Genomic DNA, 15,186 nt, shown 5'->3' with positions numbered 1-15,186 from the left:
AACGGCACCCTGGACAAGGACGACAACCCACTGAAAAACGCCCCGCACACCGCGGCGGAGTTGGTCGGCGAGTGGTCACATCCGTACAGCCGTGAGCAGGCGGTTTATCCGCTGGACACCTTGGTCGACGGCAAATACTGGCCGCCCGTAGGCCGCGTCGACAACGTCTTCGGCGACCGCAACCTGATCTGCGCGTGCCCATCCATCGAAGACTACGCATAACCCCCGTAGGAGCTGCCGCAGGCTGCGATCTTTTGATCTGGCTTTAAAAAATCAAAAGATCGCAGCCTCGTTGCACTCGTCAGCTCCTACAGGTGCCCCCCATTTCGAGAACAACAGAGGACTTTCACCATGTTCAGCAAGCAGGACCAGATCAAAGGCTACGACGACGAACTGCTGGCGGCGATGAATGCCGAGGATGCGCGGCAGGAGCACCACATCGAGCTGATCGCTTCGGAGAATTACACCAGCCAACGGGTCATGGAGGCGCAAGGCAGCGGCCTGACCAACAAGTACGCCGAAGGCTATCCGGGCAAGCGCTATTACGGCGGTTGCGAGTATGTCGACGTGGTCGAGCAACTGGCCATCGACCGCGCAAAACAATTGTTCGGCGCCGACTACGCCAACGTCCAGCCGCACTCCGGCAGCCAGGCCAACGCGGCCGTGTACCTGGCGTTGCTGCAGGCTGGCGACACCGTGCTGGGCATGAGCCTGGCCCATGGCGGTCACCTGACCCACGGGGCCAAGGTGAGTTTTTCCGGCAAGCTCTACAACGCCGTGCAATACGGCATCGACACCGCGACAGGGTTGATCGACTACGACGAAGTCGAACGCCTGGCCGTCGAGCACCAGCCGAAAATGATCATCGCCGGATTCTCCGCTTACTCCAAGACCCTGGATTTTCCGCGTTTCCGTGAGATCGCCAACAAGGTCGGTGCCTGGCTGTTCGTCGACATGGCCCACGTCGCCGGGCTGGTGGCCACCGGTCTGTACCCGAACCCGCTGCCCTACGCCGACGTGGTCACCACCACGACCCACAAGACCCTGCGCGGTCCGCGCGGTGGCCTGATCCTGGCCAGGGCCAATCCGGAACTGGAAAAAAAGCTCAACGCTGCCGTATTCCCCGGTGGCCAGGGCGGTCCGCTGATGCATGTGATCGCCGCCAAGGCCGTGTGCTTCAAGGAAGCGCTGGAGCCGGCGTTCAAGACTTACCAGGCACAAGTGATCCGCAACGCCCAGGCGATGGCGCAGGTGTTTATCGAACGGGGCTATGACGTGGTGTCCGGTGGTACCGACAACCACCTGTTCCTGGTCAGCCTGATCCGCCAGGGCTTGACCGGCAAGGACGCTGACGCCGCCCTGGGCCGTGCCGGCATCACCGTGAACAAGAACGCGGTGCCCAACGATCCGCAGTCGCCGTTCGTAACCTCAGGCCTGCGCATCGGCACGCCGGCAATCACCAGCCGTGGTTTCAAGGAAGCCCAAAGCATCGAGCTGGCAGGCTGGATCTGCGACATCCTCGATCACCTCGGCGATGCCGATGTCGAGGCCCAGGTCGCCCGCCAGGCTGCCGCTCTGTGTGCGGACTTCCCGGTGTACCGCGACTGATCACACAACACAAACCCCTGTGAAAAACCTGTGGGAGCGAGCCTGCTCGCGAAGGCGGAGTGTCAGTCGACATCTGAGCTGGATGTTCCACCATCTTCGCGAGCAGGCTCGCTCCCACAGTTCCGGTTCTTGTCTGACATACCTTGGGAGCATCTATGAACACAGTGCAAGTCGGCACAAAACTGCGCGGCGCGGAAAAAGTCGCGCGTATTCCAGTGAAAATCATCCCCACCGAGGACCTCCCGCGCAAACCCGACTGGATCCGGGTACGCATGCCGGCCTCCCCCGAGGTCGACCGGATCAAGCAATTGCTGCGCAAACACAAGCTGCACAGCGTCTGCGAAGAAGCCTCGTGCCCGAACCTGGGCGAGTGTTTTTCCGGGGGGACTGCGACATTCATGATCATGGGTGACATCTGCACCCGTCGCTGCCCGTTCTGCGATGTCGGCCACGGGCGCCCGAAGCCGCTGGATGTGGATGAACCGTCCAACCTCGCCGTGGCCATCGCCGAACTGCGCCTCAAATACGTGGTGATCACCTCGGTGGACCGCGACGACTTGCGCGATGGCGGCGCCCAACACTTCGTCGACTGCCTGCGCGAAATCCGCAAGCTATCGCCGGGCATTCAACTGGAAACCCTGGTGCCGGACTATCGCGGACGGATGGACGTCGCCTTGGCGATCACCGCCCTTGAGCCGCCCGATGTGTTCAACCACAACCTGGAAACCGTTCCGCGCCTGTACAAGGCCGCACGACCCGGCTCAGATTTCGAGTGGTCGCTGGATCTGCTGCAAAACTTCAAGCAGCGGGTGCCACAGGTCCCCACCAAATCCGGGCTGATGCTGGGCCTGGGAGAAACCGACGAAGAAGTGATCGACGTCATGCAGCGCCTGCGCGAGCACGATGTCGACATGCTCACCCTCGGCCAATACCTGCAACCTTCGCGCAGCCACTTGCCGGTCCAGCGTTTCGTGCACCCGGACGTATTTGCCTGGTTCGCCGAGGAAGGCGCGCGCATGGGCTTCAAGAACGTCGCGTCCGGGCCATTGGTGCGCTCGTCCTATCACGCCGATCAACAACTTCATGGAGGTGCCGCCGATTTCAAGCCATGATGAAGTGACTTGTCTTGCCATTACACAGGCCCGACCCGATGCCATTTGTCGTTCGAACATTGCTCCCGCTCCTCAGCCTCGCCTTATCGGGTGTCGCCGCTGCCGAGCCCAGGCCCGAGCACATGGTGTATTTACGCACGATCGATCCGGGTATCGAACAGGACATTCGTTATGCCAGCGCCCACAACTTCACCGGGCACCCGCTCGAGGGTTATGAAGCGCCCGAGTGCTTGCTGTCGCAGGATGCCGCCAAAGCCCTCGCCCGGGTACAAACGGCACTGCGGGCGCAAGGCTATGGCCTGAAGGTGTTCGATTGCTATCGCCCCAGTCGCGCGGTCGCGGACATGGGGCGCTTCGCCACTGAGCCGGGCGATCCGCTTAAGGCCGAATTCTATCCACGGGTGGATAAGCAAGACTTCTGGCGCCTGGGCTATGTGGCGCGCGTATCGAATCACTCCAAAGGCAGCACCGTCGACCTGAGCATGACGGGACCGGACGCCCTGCCCGCCGACACCTGGACGCCATCTGCCACGCCAGTCGATTGCACGGCGCCTTATGGGCAGCGTTGGCACGACGGCGCAGTCGACATGGGCACCGGTTTTGATTGCTTCGACGAGCGCGCCCATACCGATTCGACGTCGATCACGGCGACGGCCATGGAAAATCGCCAGCGACTGACCCGCGCCATGGCGCAGGAGGGATTCACCGGTTACTCCGCCGAGTGGTGGCACTTCACCTATACCCGGGATGCGACATTGAACACCGTCATGAACTTCCCCATCACCCCGCTGGCACCATGAACAGCCTTGGCAGAATCTGCGCGTTGCTGATCCTGTTGCTGCCCTGTGCCGCAATGGCCCAAGGGCTCGACGGTAGTGGCCAGTTGATCGTGGTCACCAGCAAGCACTGGGACGACATCCAGGGCAGCGCCCAGCGTTATGAACGGCACGGGGACAGCTTCCAGAAAGTCGAAGCGCCGTTTGCCGTCGTGCTGGGAAAAAATGGCATGGGCTGGGGCAAGGGACTGCTCGACACCGGGCAACTTCAGGGGCCGGTGAAACAGGAAGGCGATGGAAAGGCACCCGCCGGGATGTTCAAACTCGGCAGCGCTTTTGGCTACGACGCTTCAAGTGAAACCCGCCTGCCCTACCTCGCACTGACCTCGACCATCGAATGCGTGGATGACAGCCGGTCCGCTCATTACAACGAATTGGTCGACGGCGCCACGATGGCCCAAGACTGGAACAGCTCTGAACGCATGCGTCGCCATGATGACTTGTACCGCCAGGGCATTTTCATCGAGCACAACACACCCGCATCCCCCGCCGCCGGTTCCTGCATCTTCTTCCACATCTGGCGTGGCCCCACACTACCGACGCGGGGCTGCACCGCGATGGACCCGATGGATATCGCACGCCTGCTCAGTTGGCTGGACCCACGCCAGTCCCCGCTGCTGGTGCAACTGCCCGAGACGCAGTACGAGCAGTTGCGCGAACGCTGGAACCTGCCTGCGCGCTGACCGCAAGCGAGCGCCTGGCCAGGCGGATCTTGCCCAGCGTTTCGACAAAGGGCGTGATGATCAGGCTGTAGACGGTCAGGTAACGGCCATGATCCGCTTCGCAGGTGCCGAAGCGGATGGGCTCCGGTTGCGTTTGGGTGACGTACAGCGTGCCGAACATCCAGTCCCAAAGTGACAGGTTGACCCCGAAGTTCTTGTTGAAGTGCCGCGGCGCATCGCTGTGGTGGACCTGGTGCTGGGCGGGGCTGTTCAGCACATGCTCGACCACAGGCCCGAAGGACAGCCAGACATGACTATGGCGCAGATTGGCCGCCAAGGCATTGAGGATGAACACCAGGTAGGTCACGCCGAACAGCGTATAGCGGCTGATCTCCCCGCCACAGGCGTACCAGAAGAGTCCGGCAAAGGCGCTGATGAACACGAGGTCAGTCAACCGCTCGACCACTTTCTCGAGGAAATGCACCCGACTGGCCGTGGCCGGGACCAGCACCGTCGCCGAATGATGGACTTTGTGGAACGCCCACAGGTAGCGCGAATGGTAAGCGCGGTGGGCCCAGTAATGGATGAAGTCCTGCAGCAGGAACACACCCAGGCCATAGAGCAAGGTCAGGACCAGGTGCTCCTCGACCTGCACCCGTGCACCCCACAGCTGAGTGAAAAAGCGGATGTAGTCACCGGAACGCAACACATAGGGGTCCACTAGCCCGACGATGGGCACCACCAGCACGACCTTGAGGATCGCGCGCACGAAGTAGTAGCGGTAATCGAGCAGCGCCGAGGGATGAAAATGCACACGGTTGCCGCCGATGAACTGCCAGAAGCTGTGCGCGTCCGTCAGCCCGCGAACTCGGCGCCAGCGGAACAGGCCGTAGGCAACGGAGTAGGAGATGAAAAGAAAGGCGACGCAGAGACGGCCATTGAGGTCGAAGAGCCCGAGGAACTGGTTGCTGACAGGTATAAATACCCACCTGGACAGGTATTGCTCGATCAGTGCGAGAACATCCATGAAAGGCTGCCCCCTGCTGAAAGTAGAGCGTTGTGTGTGGGATGGAAAAACGCGTGTCGCAGGAACACGGCGGGCCGGCTCCTGCGGGACATAATTGCGGATGTATCTTATTCAGGTCTTGGGATTTCGGCAACCTCTGGGCCAAACGTCACTTCACTTCACTTCACTTCACTTCACTTCACTGCTCAAGCCATACAGCTGCGGCCGTCGGTCCCGGTGCAGGTCATTGCGCGCACTGATGCGCTTGTTGCGTGCCTCGATCAGGTTCAGGGTGGCCAGCAGCATCTGTTCTCCACCCTGCTCCGCCGGACCGGCCACCGGATAACCGTCGGCGTCGACGATCACCGAACCTTGCACCCAACTCACCCCGCGCTCAACGCCATGACGGTCACAGGCGGCGATGAACATGCGGTTGACCGAGGCATTGGCCTGCACCCGCAAGACTTCCGCCGGGCGCTCGGATTGCGGTCGCGGGCCGTCGGGCCAGTTGACCGGCGCACAGAGCAGGTCGGCACCGGCCAGCGCCGGCAGGCGCACCCATTCGGGGAACTCCAGGTCGTAGCAGATCAGCATGCCGATGCGCCCGTGGACCGTTTCGATCACCGGCGGTGCGGCAGTGCCGGCTGTGAAAACTTCTTTCTCCGCATCCCACAGGTGCGCCTTGCGGTACACCGCGCGCAAACCCCGGGTATCGATCAGTGCCGCGCTGTTGGCCAGCTCATCCCCGGCCAGACGCTCGCAGAATCCGCCGACGATGACCATGTTCAATTCACTGGCCAGCGCCTGCCACAGGCGCAAGGTCGGCCCCTCGGCGGTTTCCGCGAGGGCCAGTGCTTCCGCGCGGTCGGCAAACAGGTAGCCGCTCTGCACCAGCTCCGGCAACACCACCACCTGGGCACCCTGCAGGGCCGCCGAACGGATCGCGCGTTCGGTAAGCGTGCGGTTGTACGCGAGGTCGCCGATTTTCGGCGCCAATTGGCAGCAGGCGACCCGGATATTCTTTGCCGTGTTCAACGCACCGACTCCGTGGATGAATGGGTCATGGCGATAATCTCGTTTTCACTGATCGCCTCGATGACCCGGCGCTCGGCGGCCAGGTCGAGGGAGCGGCTGAGCAGGTAATAGGTCAGGCCCGAAACCAGCAGGCCGACCAGCCAGGCGATGTCCACGCCTTCCAGCACCCGTGCCATAGGACCGACGAAGACTTCCTTGCTGGCGGCGGCATCGTAGATGTAGAAGAACGGCACCATGGCGGCAAAGCCGATCAGGTAGGCCACGATGCCGCGAAACTGCCACGCGCCGTAGATGCCCTTCGGCGTGAAAAAATGCGGGATCGCGTAGCCGCCCTTGCGCACGAAGAAATAGTCCACCAGGTTGACGGCGGTCCAAGGCACGAGGAAGTACAACAGCAACACGAGGAAGGTGTTCAGCAGCGCGATGCCGTCACCCTTGATCGACAGCACGCAGGTCAGCAGGATGATGCTGATGGCACTGATCGACAGCACCCGGGCGCGGGGTGTGGGGGTGATCTTGCTGATCGAATCGACACCGGTCAGCAGCGTCAGCATGGCGCTGTAGGTGTTCAGCGCAATGATCGGCAGGAAGCCCGCCACCGACACCACCACCAACAGATTGCCCAGCCCGGGAATCATCGAGGAACCTACCTGGTTCAATGCCACCAGCGCATCCACCGCTTTCAGTTCCTGGGCGAGCCAGGCACCGAGGCCGATCATCCAGCTGCCCGACAGCGACGCGCCGATGAATATCGCCGCGATCAGTTTCGGCCGGCTGGTGTTTTTCGGCAGGTAGCGCGAATAGTCGGAAACATAGGGTGCATAGGAAATGTTGTAGCTGGCACCAATGGCGAACAGGGTCGCGAAGGCGATCCAGCTGAAGCCGAGGTCGCTGGCCGGCGTGACGCCCTCGGAACCCGCGCCGAACATCAGGGCGATGGTCACCAGGGCATACAACGGCAGCGTCGCCAGCAGCGCCCACTTGAAGGCTTTGTGCATCAGGTCGTGGCCGAAGATCGACAGCAGTGCGCCGATCAGTACCACGGTCACGGCGACGATGGTCGGGTCGATGCCGAACACATGCTCCAGCCCGTTCATGATCAGCGAGACGTTCACCACGTTGAAACCGACGAACACAAACATTGTCGCCATCAGCGCCAGGATCACCCCGCGATAGCCGAACTGGGCACGGGACTGGATCATCTGCGGCAGGCCCATTTCCGGCCCTTGCGAGCCGTGGAAAGCCATGAAGATCGTACCGAACATGATGCCCAGCGCACCGGCCAGCAGGGTCCACAGCGCCGACAAGCCCAGGCTGGGGCCGACGAAACCGATGGAGATGGTGAAGAAGTGGAAGTTGCCGAGAAACCAGAACGGCCCCTGGCTGCTGAGTTTGGCGTGACGTTCGTTTTCCGGGATGTAATCGATCGAGTGGCCTTCGATGGCCAACCCGCCGCTCGCCTCGGTGGCGTGCGCAGAAAGTGGGGACCCTGACATACGATAGTTCCTATGCAGTAGATTGTTTTTATTTTGAGCGCAGTGGTCGATTCGACGTCCAGATCTGGCAAAACTCCAGAAAAAGCTGACGAAGACCCTGGTTTCCCTGCAATGTATGGCGTTGGCCGCAGCGATAAAATATCCAAGGCGCACTGTTCACATAGATCGGCGTCAATGTAATCGAGTATCGGGAGCCCCCATGCTGGGAACTGTAACGGAGCTGGATCTGCGCCTGATCCGGGTATTTCTCACGGTGGTCGAGGCTGGCGGGATCTCGGCGGCGCAAACTGCCCTCAATACCACGCAACCGACCATCAGCGCACAACTGGCGACGCTGGAGGCACGGGTGGGTTTTCGCCTGTGCGAACGCGGTCGCGGCGGATTTTCCGTAACGCCCAAGGGTGGTCAGTTCGTCGAGGCAGCGCGACGCTTGCTGGCTGCCGCCGAGGGCTTCAGGGTTGAAGTGCAGCACATCAACCGCAAAGTCTCGGGCAACATCAACGTCGGCCTGCTGGGGCAGATCGATCCGGTGGCAAACAAGAAAATCGGCTTGGCCATTGCCCGCCTGCGGGCTCGGCACGAGGGGCTGTACTTTCACTTCACCGAACTGTCTTCATCGCTGCTGGAAGAGAAAATCATCAACGGCCATATTGATCTGGCGATCGGTTATTTTTGGCATCGCTTGCCCAATATCGACTACTTCCCGTTGTTCCAGGAAACCCAGATCGCCTACTGCGCGCCGTCACACCCGCTGTTCGAGCAGGTGGGTGCGCTGACGCGCGAGGATGTCAGCCAGCATGACTGGGTCTGGCCCAGCCATCCCTTGCCGGAAATGCCGGCGCCGACCTCGATCGAACGCTTGACCGTGCTCACCGACAGCATGGACGGAGCGGCCCTGCTGATCCTGTCCGGCCAACACCTGGGCTTCCTGCCGCAGCATTATGCGGCCCGGCATGAACAGCTCGGGCAGCTGCATCCACTCAATCCGCAATTACTGCGCTACGAGGTCGGCTTCCACGCGGCGGTGCGGCATTCGGCGCGGCAGCGGGAGCTGGTCAGTGCGTTCCTCAATGAGCTGATCGATATCTTCAACGCACCCTTGTAGGAGCGAGCCTGCTCGCGATGGACTTCAGAGCGCCTCGGGGTGTCAGGTTTCCAGCGTTATCGTTAACGTCCATCGCGAGCAGGCTCGCTCCTACAGGGGGGTGGTGTTATCAGAAGCGGATTTCAGCGGCAGGGACCACGTCGATCCGCGCCACCGAACTGCTCAGGTCGGCCCAATCCTTGTTGTGTTCGGCAATGATGTCTTCGGCCGTGGTTTTGCCATTGTCGACAGTGGAATGCGCGTCGGCGGCCAGCACCACGTCGTAACCCAGTTGATGCGCCTGGCGCAGGGTTGCATTCACGCAGTAATCGGTTTGCAGGCCGCAGATGACCAGGCGATCGTAGTCTTGCACCGGCACCAGTTTCTGCAGGTTGGTCTGATAGAACGAATCACCGGTGGTTTTACGTACGCGATGATCCTCGGGCGCAGTGTGCAGCCCTTGCGACAATTGCCAGCCGGGAGCGCCATGCTTCATCAGGTCGCCCTCTTCTTCGTGCTGGATCAGCACCACTGCCACGCCGGCTTTTCTCGCCCGGGCACTCAGGCCATTGATCGTTTCAATGACGCGCTGGATCTCGAAGCACTCGTACTCGCCGGAGCACAGGGCCTGCTGGACGTCGATGATTAACAGTGCGGTGGTCATGGTGCCTTCCTTGATGAGTTGAAAAATCAGGGGACGCGTGCGCCCCCCCATTCAAACACAACCATCAGTAACCCAGCGACAACCCGGTATTACGCCGTGGATCGTTGGCCCCGTAGAAACGGTTCTTGCCCACCGGCTTGCCCTCCAGCGACGGAGCCCCTACCAGGATTGCTGCCAGGTGGTTGGCGTCCTGGGGACCGGCAAACTTGTGGCCCCAGCTTTCGAGGATCTTCACCGTGTCGGGACTGGTGGTGAAGGTCTCCAGGTTGGTTTCCTCCGGCAGCCATTGCTGGTGGAAACGCGGCGCATCGACCGCTTCCTGGATGTTCATGCCGTAGTCGATCACGTTGAGCATGGTCAGCAGGGTCGCGGTGATGATGCGGCTGCCGCCGGGGGTGCCGACCACCATTACCACTTTGCCGTCCTTGGTGACGATGGTTGGGCTCATGGACGACAACGGCGCCTTGCCGGGCGCGATGGCATTGGCCTCGCCCTGCACCAGGCCGTACATGTTCGGTACGCCGACTTTCGAGGTGAAATCATCCATTTCGTCGTTGAGGATGACCCCGGTCTTGCTGGCCATGACCCCGGCACCGAACCAGTCGTTGAGGGTGTAGGTCACCGATACCGCGTTGCCCCATTTGTCGACGATGGAGTAATGGGTGGTGTTGCTGCCCTCATGGGGCGCCACGCCGGGCTTGAGATCCTTGGAGATGCCGGCCTTTTGCGGCTGGATGGCTTCGCGCAGCTTGGTCGCGTAGTTTTTGTCGAGTAAATGCGCGATCGGGTTTTTCACGAAGTCCGGGTCGCCCAGGTAGCTGTTGCGGTCCACATAGGCGTGGCGCATCGCTTCGATCTGGTAGTGCATGCCCTGGGCCGAGTGGTAGCCCAGGTCCTTCATCGGATAGCCTTCGAGGATGTTCATGATCTGGCAGATCACCACCCCGCCGGAGCTCGGTGGCGGTGCCGAGACCACATGGTAGCCGCGATAGTCACACTCGATGGGTGCCAGCTCGCGAGTCTTGTACTTGTCGAGGTCGGCCTGGGTGATGATGCCCTTGTTGGCTTGGCTGGAGGTGACGATGGCGTCGGCCACCCAGCCCTTGTAGAAACCGTCGGCGCCTTTCTCGGAGATTTCCCGCAGGGTTTTGCCGAGGTCTTTCTGTACCAGTTTCTGGCCGACCTGCATCGGCTCGCCATTGCTCAGGAAGATCGCGCCGGAATCCTTGATGTCCTTCTTGAACACGTCGGTGGCGTACTCCAGCAACTCGACATCGCCCTGCTCCAGCACGAAGCCGTCTTCCGCCAGCTTGATCGCCGGGGCGATCACTTCCTTGCGCGGCTTGGTGCCGTATTTGGACAGCGCCAGCTCCATGCCGGACACGGTGCCCGGCACCCCGACGGCCAAGTGTCCGCGGGTGCTCAGGTCGGGGACGACGTTGCCCGCCTTGTCCAGGTACATGTCGGCGGTAGCGGCCAGCGGGGCTTTTTCACGGAAGTCGAGGAAGGTCTTACGACCGTCGGCGAGTTGAATGGTCATGAAACCGCCACCCCCCAGGTTACCGGCCGCGGGATACACCACCGCCAGCGCGTAACCCACTGCGACAGCGGCGTCGACTGCATTGCCGCCGTTCTTCAGCACATCCACGCCCACATGGCTGGCCAAATGCTGGGCGGTGACCACCATGCCGTTTTCAGCCGCGACCGGGGCCACAGAGGCCGCATGGGCCATCAGGCAGCTGAGCGCCAACGAGGTCGCAATCAGCGATTTGGCAAAAGGTTCGTACTTCATGAGTCGGTCTCTTTTTGTTTTAAAGTAGGAAAACGCTTCAAGAGCAGTAGGCAGTATGGTCGGGATTGCATATTGCGCCTCCCCGGCGAGGCAGTATGCTAAACACCTGTTCAGCAATTCGGCGATGCGTGCGGCATGACCTACACCTACATCACCTTGGCATCACCCGTCGGCGAGTTGAAGCTGGTAGCGAACGATTGCCGTCTGGCGGCCATCCTCTGGGAAAATGACAAACCAGGCCGGGTGCGCCTCGGCCCGATGGATGAAGCGCCGGACAACCCGGTCCTGATGCGCACTGCGCAACAGTTGCGCGAATACTTCGCGGGCACACGCCAGGCGTTCGAGCTCGACCTTGATTTTGCCGGGACGGAATTTCAGAAGAAGGTCTGGAGGGCCTTGTTGACCATTCCCTTTGGCCAGACCCGCAGCTACAGCCAGATCGCCGAGCAGATCGGCCACCCGAGCGCGGTGCGGGCAGTGGGTGCGGCGAATGGCAGGAATCCGATTTCGATCATCGCGCCCTGTCATCGGGTGATTGGCGCGTCGGGGAAATTGACCGGGTTTGCCGGGGGGCTGGAGGCGAAGCAGACGTTGCTCACGCTGGAAGGCGGCCAATGGCCCGAAACCGCGCGCCTCCCGGGCTTTTGATCTTGTAGGAGCTGCCGCAGGCTGCGATCTTTTGATCTTGTTGTTTAAAAAGCAAAGTCAAAAGATCGCAGCCTGCGGCAGCTCCTACAGGACTACATCACGCCGGTGTAGAAAGCTGCGCCTTGTATTCCTTTTGATACTGCGTCGCCAGCGACTCTTTCTGCTTGTCGTCAAGCAACTTGCCCGCCATCTGGAAGAACTTCTGCTCCTCTTCTTCAAGGTGGTGATGGACCTTCTCGGACAATTTCTTCGCCGTCGCCAGCCAGGCCGGGCTGGACATCTCGGTGCTGTCCAGTTCTTCCATCATCTCATCCATCTCGTGGTGCTCGGAGATCGCGTGGCGACTGAGGTCTACGCCATTGTCGAATTCCATCAGCGGGATGTAGAAATGCCGTTCTTCAGCGGTTTCGTGAGCCTGCAGTTCTGACTTGAGCTGCTTGTATGCGTCGACGCGCTCAGGGGTATCGCCGCTGGTGCGGATCAGGGCTTTGGCGTAGGTACGCTGGCGCTCGTGGCTTTCGCGCAAGGCTTCGAAAATATTCACGGAATGTCCTCATCAGTCGCACTCGGGAATGGCGCGTCACAACAAGTGACCTCTGCGCACTGGCGACGGTTCCACTGGCTGAGGGTCATGGAACTATGGCGGCAACCACGATAGGCTGCCGATTCACTGCCATAAGGACATTGCCATGAACCTGCGGATAGAGTTCTCGCCCACCCCCACGGAAGAAGAGCGCCAGGCCATCCTGATGCCGCTGCGCGCCTACAATGCCTCGAAGGCCGACGGCGCCGTACCCGAGCATATCGCCCTGCTGGTACGTGACGAAAACGATGTGATCCTTGGTGGCCTTTACGCCAGGTTGTTCTACCAGTGGATGTTCATCGACCTGCTATCGGTGCCGGAGCAGGCCCGGGGACAGGGCATGGGCACGAAGCTGATGCAGATGGCCGAAGACCTGGCGCGGGAGAAAAAATGCGTGGGAATGTGGCTCGATACCTTTGAATTCCAGGCACCGGAGTTCTACAGGAAATGCGGCTACAGCGAGATTGGGCATATCGCCGACTACCCGCCGGGGTACAAGCACTTCTTCTTCCAGAAGCGCCTGGACTACTGATCATCTACACCCCCCTGTAGGAGCGAGCATGCTCGCGATGGACTTCCGGGCGCCGCTGGGTATCTGGCTCCCCGCGTTATCGTTAACGACCATCGCGAGCATGCTCGCTCCTACAGAGGGGGGGGCAGCGTCAGGTCAGAGGCAGGTGGCCAGTGCCGCCAAGCGGCGCTTGGCGACGAAGTCGTCTTGCTGAGCGTAGTAACTCAATACGGTGCCCGAGGCATCGGTGGTCACGTCGACGAACGACTCGGCCGAGCGGGTATAGACGGTGGTGCTCCCCTTCGCTCCCGGCTCCAGGTACGCCGCAGCATCAACGCCGAACACCGCTTCGTCCTGCCAGGAATACTGCACGCACTGGGCGACGTCCTTGGCCGGCTTGTCGGAGTTCAAGGTCTTGTACGGGGCCTTGGTACGAGCATCGTTCATCGCCGAGCCCGCGCATCCCGCCAGCAAGGTAGCGGCCAGCGCCACCATCAGAATTCGCATTGCATTCACTCATGAGGAAAAAGCGGACTGTATCACCGCGGCAGGGCGTATCGTTCTGCTTTACTTCATTAAAACCGCGACATCGCGTGACGATTCGCGCACCCTGTCGAGCCAATAGCGCTGTATTACACCTTTCACTGGACGCCCCATGACACCCAACGCCGAGTTTTACAAACCGACCACTGAATATGCCGACAAGCTGATCAGCCAGATCGGTCAGACACCGTCCTGGATCGCCAAGCGAATCGGCGTCACCGACAAGCGCATTCGTTACATCCTTGAGGGCGAAAGAACCGTCAAGGGTGAAACCACGCCGATCCAGATGACCTATACCGAGCAGTTTGCACTCGAATGTCTGGCGGCAGCGGCCAAGGCCAGCAAGAAGCAGTCTTCGTAATTCGTACTCAAGGAGCGACCATGGCGGCACCCGAGCAACAACACGAACTGGCGCTGGAAAAGTTTCTCGACCAACGTCCCGAACTGCGCATCGAGCTCGACCACCTCAACCCGCTGCTGGCCCAGGCCAAGGGCGAGACCCTCGCGCAGTTTCGCGATGATCGTTTACACGAGGCCTTTGAAGCCGAAGCCGAGCGCCTGGGTTTGTTTGCCTGGGAGCTGACACTGCAATTGACCGCCGCCACTCCTGAGGACTATCAGGCCAAGCGTCTGGAAGTGCACCGGGAAGTTGCGCAAATGGCCGGCATGGACTGGCTGGAGTATTGCGACCTGTACGGGATACAACCGTAACCTTTGCTGAGGATCACTGCATCGATGTTGCCCACCGCCTCGAAGACCCACGCCAGCCCCGGACACCTGCACACGCAGAAATGGCGTGGGCGCATCGGCCTGAGCCTGGTGGCCATGCTTTCGGTGCTGGCCGGCATGACTGACGCGATCGGTTTCATGGCCAGTGGCGATTTCGTCTCGTTCATGAGCGGCAATACCACCCGGATGGCCGTCGCCATCAGTGCCGGCGACCTTGGGTTGACCCTGCGCCTGGTGATCCTCATCGCCACCTTCATCTTTGGCAATGCGCTGGGCATTATCGTCAGCCGCCTGAGCAGGCGCCGGTCACTGCCCTTGCTGTTGTGCATTGCCGCCCTGCTGTGCGCCGCCGCGGCCTGGCCCTATGACTCGCAATTGCCTGCCCTGCTGGCAGCCATCATCGCCATGGGCATGCTCAATGCCGCCGTGGAAGAGGTCAACGGCCTGCCGGTCGGCCTGACCTATGTGACCGGAGCCCTGTCGCGCTTTGGCCGCGGACTGGGGCGCTGGATGCTCGGCGAGCGCCGCAACGGTTGGCGCGTGCAACTGATCCCCTGGACCGGCATGTTCGCCGGCGCGGTACTCGGTGCCGTGCTGGAACATCATTTCGGGCTCAAGGCGCTGTTTGCCAGCGGCCTGCTGGCGGCTGCGCTGGGAGTGCTGTCACTGAAGATCCCGCGGCGTTGGCAGTTGGGCTACATGCCGCGCTGATTTTTTTGCTGCCTGTGCGGGCCTCTTCGCGAGCAGGCTCGCTCCCACAGGTTTTGCGGTGCAGCTGTGAACTTTGCCATCACACAAATCCCTGTGGGAGATTCTATGGTTGAGGGGAAGCCCTCAACTGGTTTTCGGTTGGTATTCACTCTGCCCCTTCAGCAGG

At 61.1% G+C, this 15,186-nt stretch carries 18 protein-coding genes; 11 read left to right on the top strand and 7 right to left on the bottom strand.

The window, feature by feature from the left end; translation table 11 throughout:
* From AC1Q8Q_RS31320 to AC1Q8Q_RS31300, 5 genes are all read left to right on the top strand, one after another.
* Positions 1–222 (top strand): hypothetical protein (locus AC1Q8Q_RS31320; RefSeq protein WP_492615936.1); only part of this gene is annotated, 222 nt, incomplete at its 5' end.
* Between the two features lie 129 nt (positions 223–351).
* Positions 352–1,608 carry a serine hydroxymethyltransferase gene (gene glyA / locus AC1Q8Q_RS31315; RefSeq protein ID WP_454866141.1) on the top strand — a complete coding sequence of 419 codons (1,257 nt, stop codon included), beginning with the start codon at positions 352–354 and terminating at the stop codon, positions 1,606–1,608.
* Positions 1,609–1,763: 155 nt separating this feature from the next.
* Complete coding sequence (gene lipA / locus AC1Q8Q_RS31310) at positions 1,764–2,720, top strand: lipoyl synthase (RefSeq protein WP_168758527.1); 957 nt, start codon at positions 1,764–1,766, stop codon at positions 2,718–2,720.
* Between the two features lie 38 nt (positions 2,721–2,758).
* Entirely contained in the window at positions 2,759–3,520 is a 762-nt protein-coding gene (locus tag AC1Q8Q_RS31305) for a M15 family metallopeptidase (protein ID WP_033043506.1), read from the top strand.
* Positions 3,517–4,239 carry a L,D-transpeptidase family protein gene (locus AC1Q8Q_RS31300; RefSeq protein ID WP_033043507.1) on the top strand — a complete coding sequence of 241 codons (723 nt, stop codon included), beginning with the start codon at positions 3,517–3,519 and terminating at the stop codon, positions 4,237–4,239. The genes AC1Q8Q_RS31305 and AC1Q8Q_RS31300 overlap by 4 nt, the downstream gene beginning before the upstream one ends.
* On the opposite strand, the gene AC1Q8Q_RS31295 is transcribed toward AC1Q8Q_RS31300, so the two are convergent.
* From AC1Q8Q_RS31295 to AC1Q8Q_RS31285, 3 genes are all read right to left on the bottom strand, one after another.
* Positions 4,142–5,245: a sterol desaturase family protein gene (locus tag AC1Q8Q_RS31295; protein WP_492615935.1), complete on the bottom strand. Its 1,104-nt coding sequence runs from the start codon at positions 5,243–5,245 to the stop codon at positions 4,142–4,144. The two genes, AC1Q8Q_RS31300 and AC1Q8Q_RS31295, sit on opposite strands and share 98 nt — an antisense overlap.
* Before the next feature lie 168 nt (positions 5,246–5,413).
* A complete protein-coding gene (locus AC1Q8Q_RS31290; RefSeq protein ID WP_492615934.1) occupies positions 5,414–6,259 on the bottom strand; it encodes a nitrilase-related carbon-nitrogen hydrolase in 846 nt (281 codons plus the stop codon).
* The gene (locus AC1Q8Q_RS31285; RefSeq protein ID WP_033043508.1) at positions 6,256–7,755 is read right to left on the bottom strand and encodes a purine-cytosine permease family protein; all 1,500 of its coding nucleotides are present in this window, start codon (positions 7,753–7,755) and stop codon (positions 6,256–6,258) included. Before AC1Q8Q_RS31285 ends, AC1Q8Q_RS31290 begins: the two co-directional genes overlap by 4 nt.
* A 199-nt stretch (positions 7,756–7,954) precedes the next feature.
* On the opposite strand from AC1Q8Q_RS31285, the gene AC1Q8Q_RS31280 reads away from it, so the two are divergent.
* Positions 7,955–8,860 carry a LysR family transcriptional regulator gene (locus tag AC1Q8Q_RS31280; RefSeq protein ID WP_110754272.1) on the top strand — a complete coding sequence of 302 codons (906 nt, stop codon included), beginning with the start codon at positions 7,955–7,957 and terminating at the stop codon, positions 8,858–8,860.
* A gap of 109 nt (positions 8,861–8,969) precedes the next feature.
* Here AC1Q8Q_RS31280 and AC1Q8Q_RS31275 read toward each other — a convergent pair whose 3' ends face one another.
* The gene (locus tag AC1Q8Q_RS31275) at positions 8,970–9,503 is read right to left on the bottom strand and encodes a cysteine hydrolase family protein (protein ID WP_168758530.1); all 534 of its coding nucleotides are present in this window, start codon (positions 9,501–9,503) and stop codon (positions 8,970–8,972) included.
* A gap of 64 nt (positions 9,504–9,567) precedes the next feature.
* Complete coding sequence (ggt, locus tag AC1Q8Q_RS31270) at positions 9,568–11,295, bottom strand: gamma-glutamyltransferase (RefSeq protein ID WP_020799583.1); 1,728 nt, start codon at positions 11,293–11,295, stop codon at positions 9,568–9,570.
* 135 nt (positions 11,296–11,430) lie between these two features.
* Here ggt and AC1Q8Q_RS31265 point away from each other — a divergent pair, with 135 nt between their 5' ends.
* Positions 11,431–11,943, top strand: coding sequence for a methylated-DNA--[protein]-cysteine S-methyltransferase (locus AC1Q8Q_RS31265; protein WP_033044616.1), 513 nt, complete (start codon positions 11,431–11,433; stop codon positions 11,941–11,943).
* A 97-nt stretch (positions 11,944–12,040) separates the two neighbouring features.
* Here the strand turns inward: AC1Q8Q_RS31265 and AC1Q8Q_RS31260 are convergent, their stop codons facing one another.
* Positions 12,041–12,487 (bottom strand): hemerythrin domain-containing protein, encoded by a 447-nt coding sequence (locus AC1Q8Q_RS31260; protein WP_033042600.1) that lies wholly within the window; start codon positions 12,485–12,487, stop codon positions 12,041–12,043.
* Between the two features lie 145 nt (positions 12,488–12,632).
* On the opposite strand from AC1Q8Q_RS31260, the gene AC1Q8Q_RS31255 reads away from it, so the two are divergent.
* Positions 12,633–13,058: a GNAT family N-acetyltransferase gene (locus tag AC1Q8Q_RS31255; protein WP_020799586.1), complete on the top strand. Its 426-nt coding sequence runs from the start codon at positions 12,633–12,635 to the stop codon at positions 13,056–13,058.
* Positions 13,059–13,193: 135 nt separating this feature from the next.
* Here the strand turns inward: AC1Q8Q_RS31255 and AC1Q8Q_RS31250 are convergent, their stop codons facing one another.
* Positions 13,194–13,544: a hypothetical protein gene (locus tag AC1Q8Q_RS31250; protein ID WP_020799587.1), complete on the bottom strand. Its 351-nt coding sequence runs from the start codon at positions 13,542–13,544 to the stop codon at positions 13,194–13,196.
* A 148-nt stretch (positions 13,545–13,692) separates the two neighbouring features.
* Here AC1Q8Q_RS31250 and AC1Q8Q_RS31245 point away from each other — a divergent pair, with 148 nt between their 5' ends.
* The 3 genes from AC1Q8Q_RS31245 to AC1Q8Q_RS31235 are packed head-to-tail and all read left to right on the top strand — an operon-like array spanning position 13,693 to position 15,020.
* Complete coding sequence (locus AC1Q8Q_RS31245) at positions 13,693–13,941, top strand: hypothetical protein (RefSeq protein ID WP_020799588.1); 249 nt, start codon at positions 13,693–13,695, stop codon at positions 13,939–13,941.
* Positions 13,942–13,961: 20 nt separating this feature from the next.
* The gene (locus AC1Q8Q_RS31240) at positions 13,962–14,291 is read left to right on the top strand and encodes a DUF6388 family protein (protein WP_020799589.1); all 330 of its coding nucleotides are present in this window, start codon (positions 13,962–13,964) and stop codon (positions 14,289–14,291) included.
* A gap of 24 nt (positions 14,292–14,315) precedes the next feature.
* Positions 14,316–15,020, top strand: a complete 705-nt coding sequence (locus AC1Q8Q_RS31235; protein WP_020799590.1) for a YoaK family protein — start codon at positions 14,316–14,318, stop codon at positions 15,018–15,020.
* The last annotated feature ends 166 nt before the right edge of the window (positions 15,021–15,186 follow it).

Source organism: Pseudomonas sp. GW823-FHT06B06, from assembly GCF_058795195.1.
This window is presented reverse-complemented; position numbering and strand designations above follow the sequence as displayed.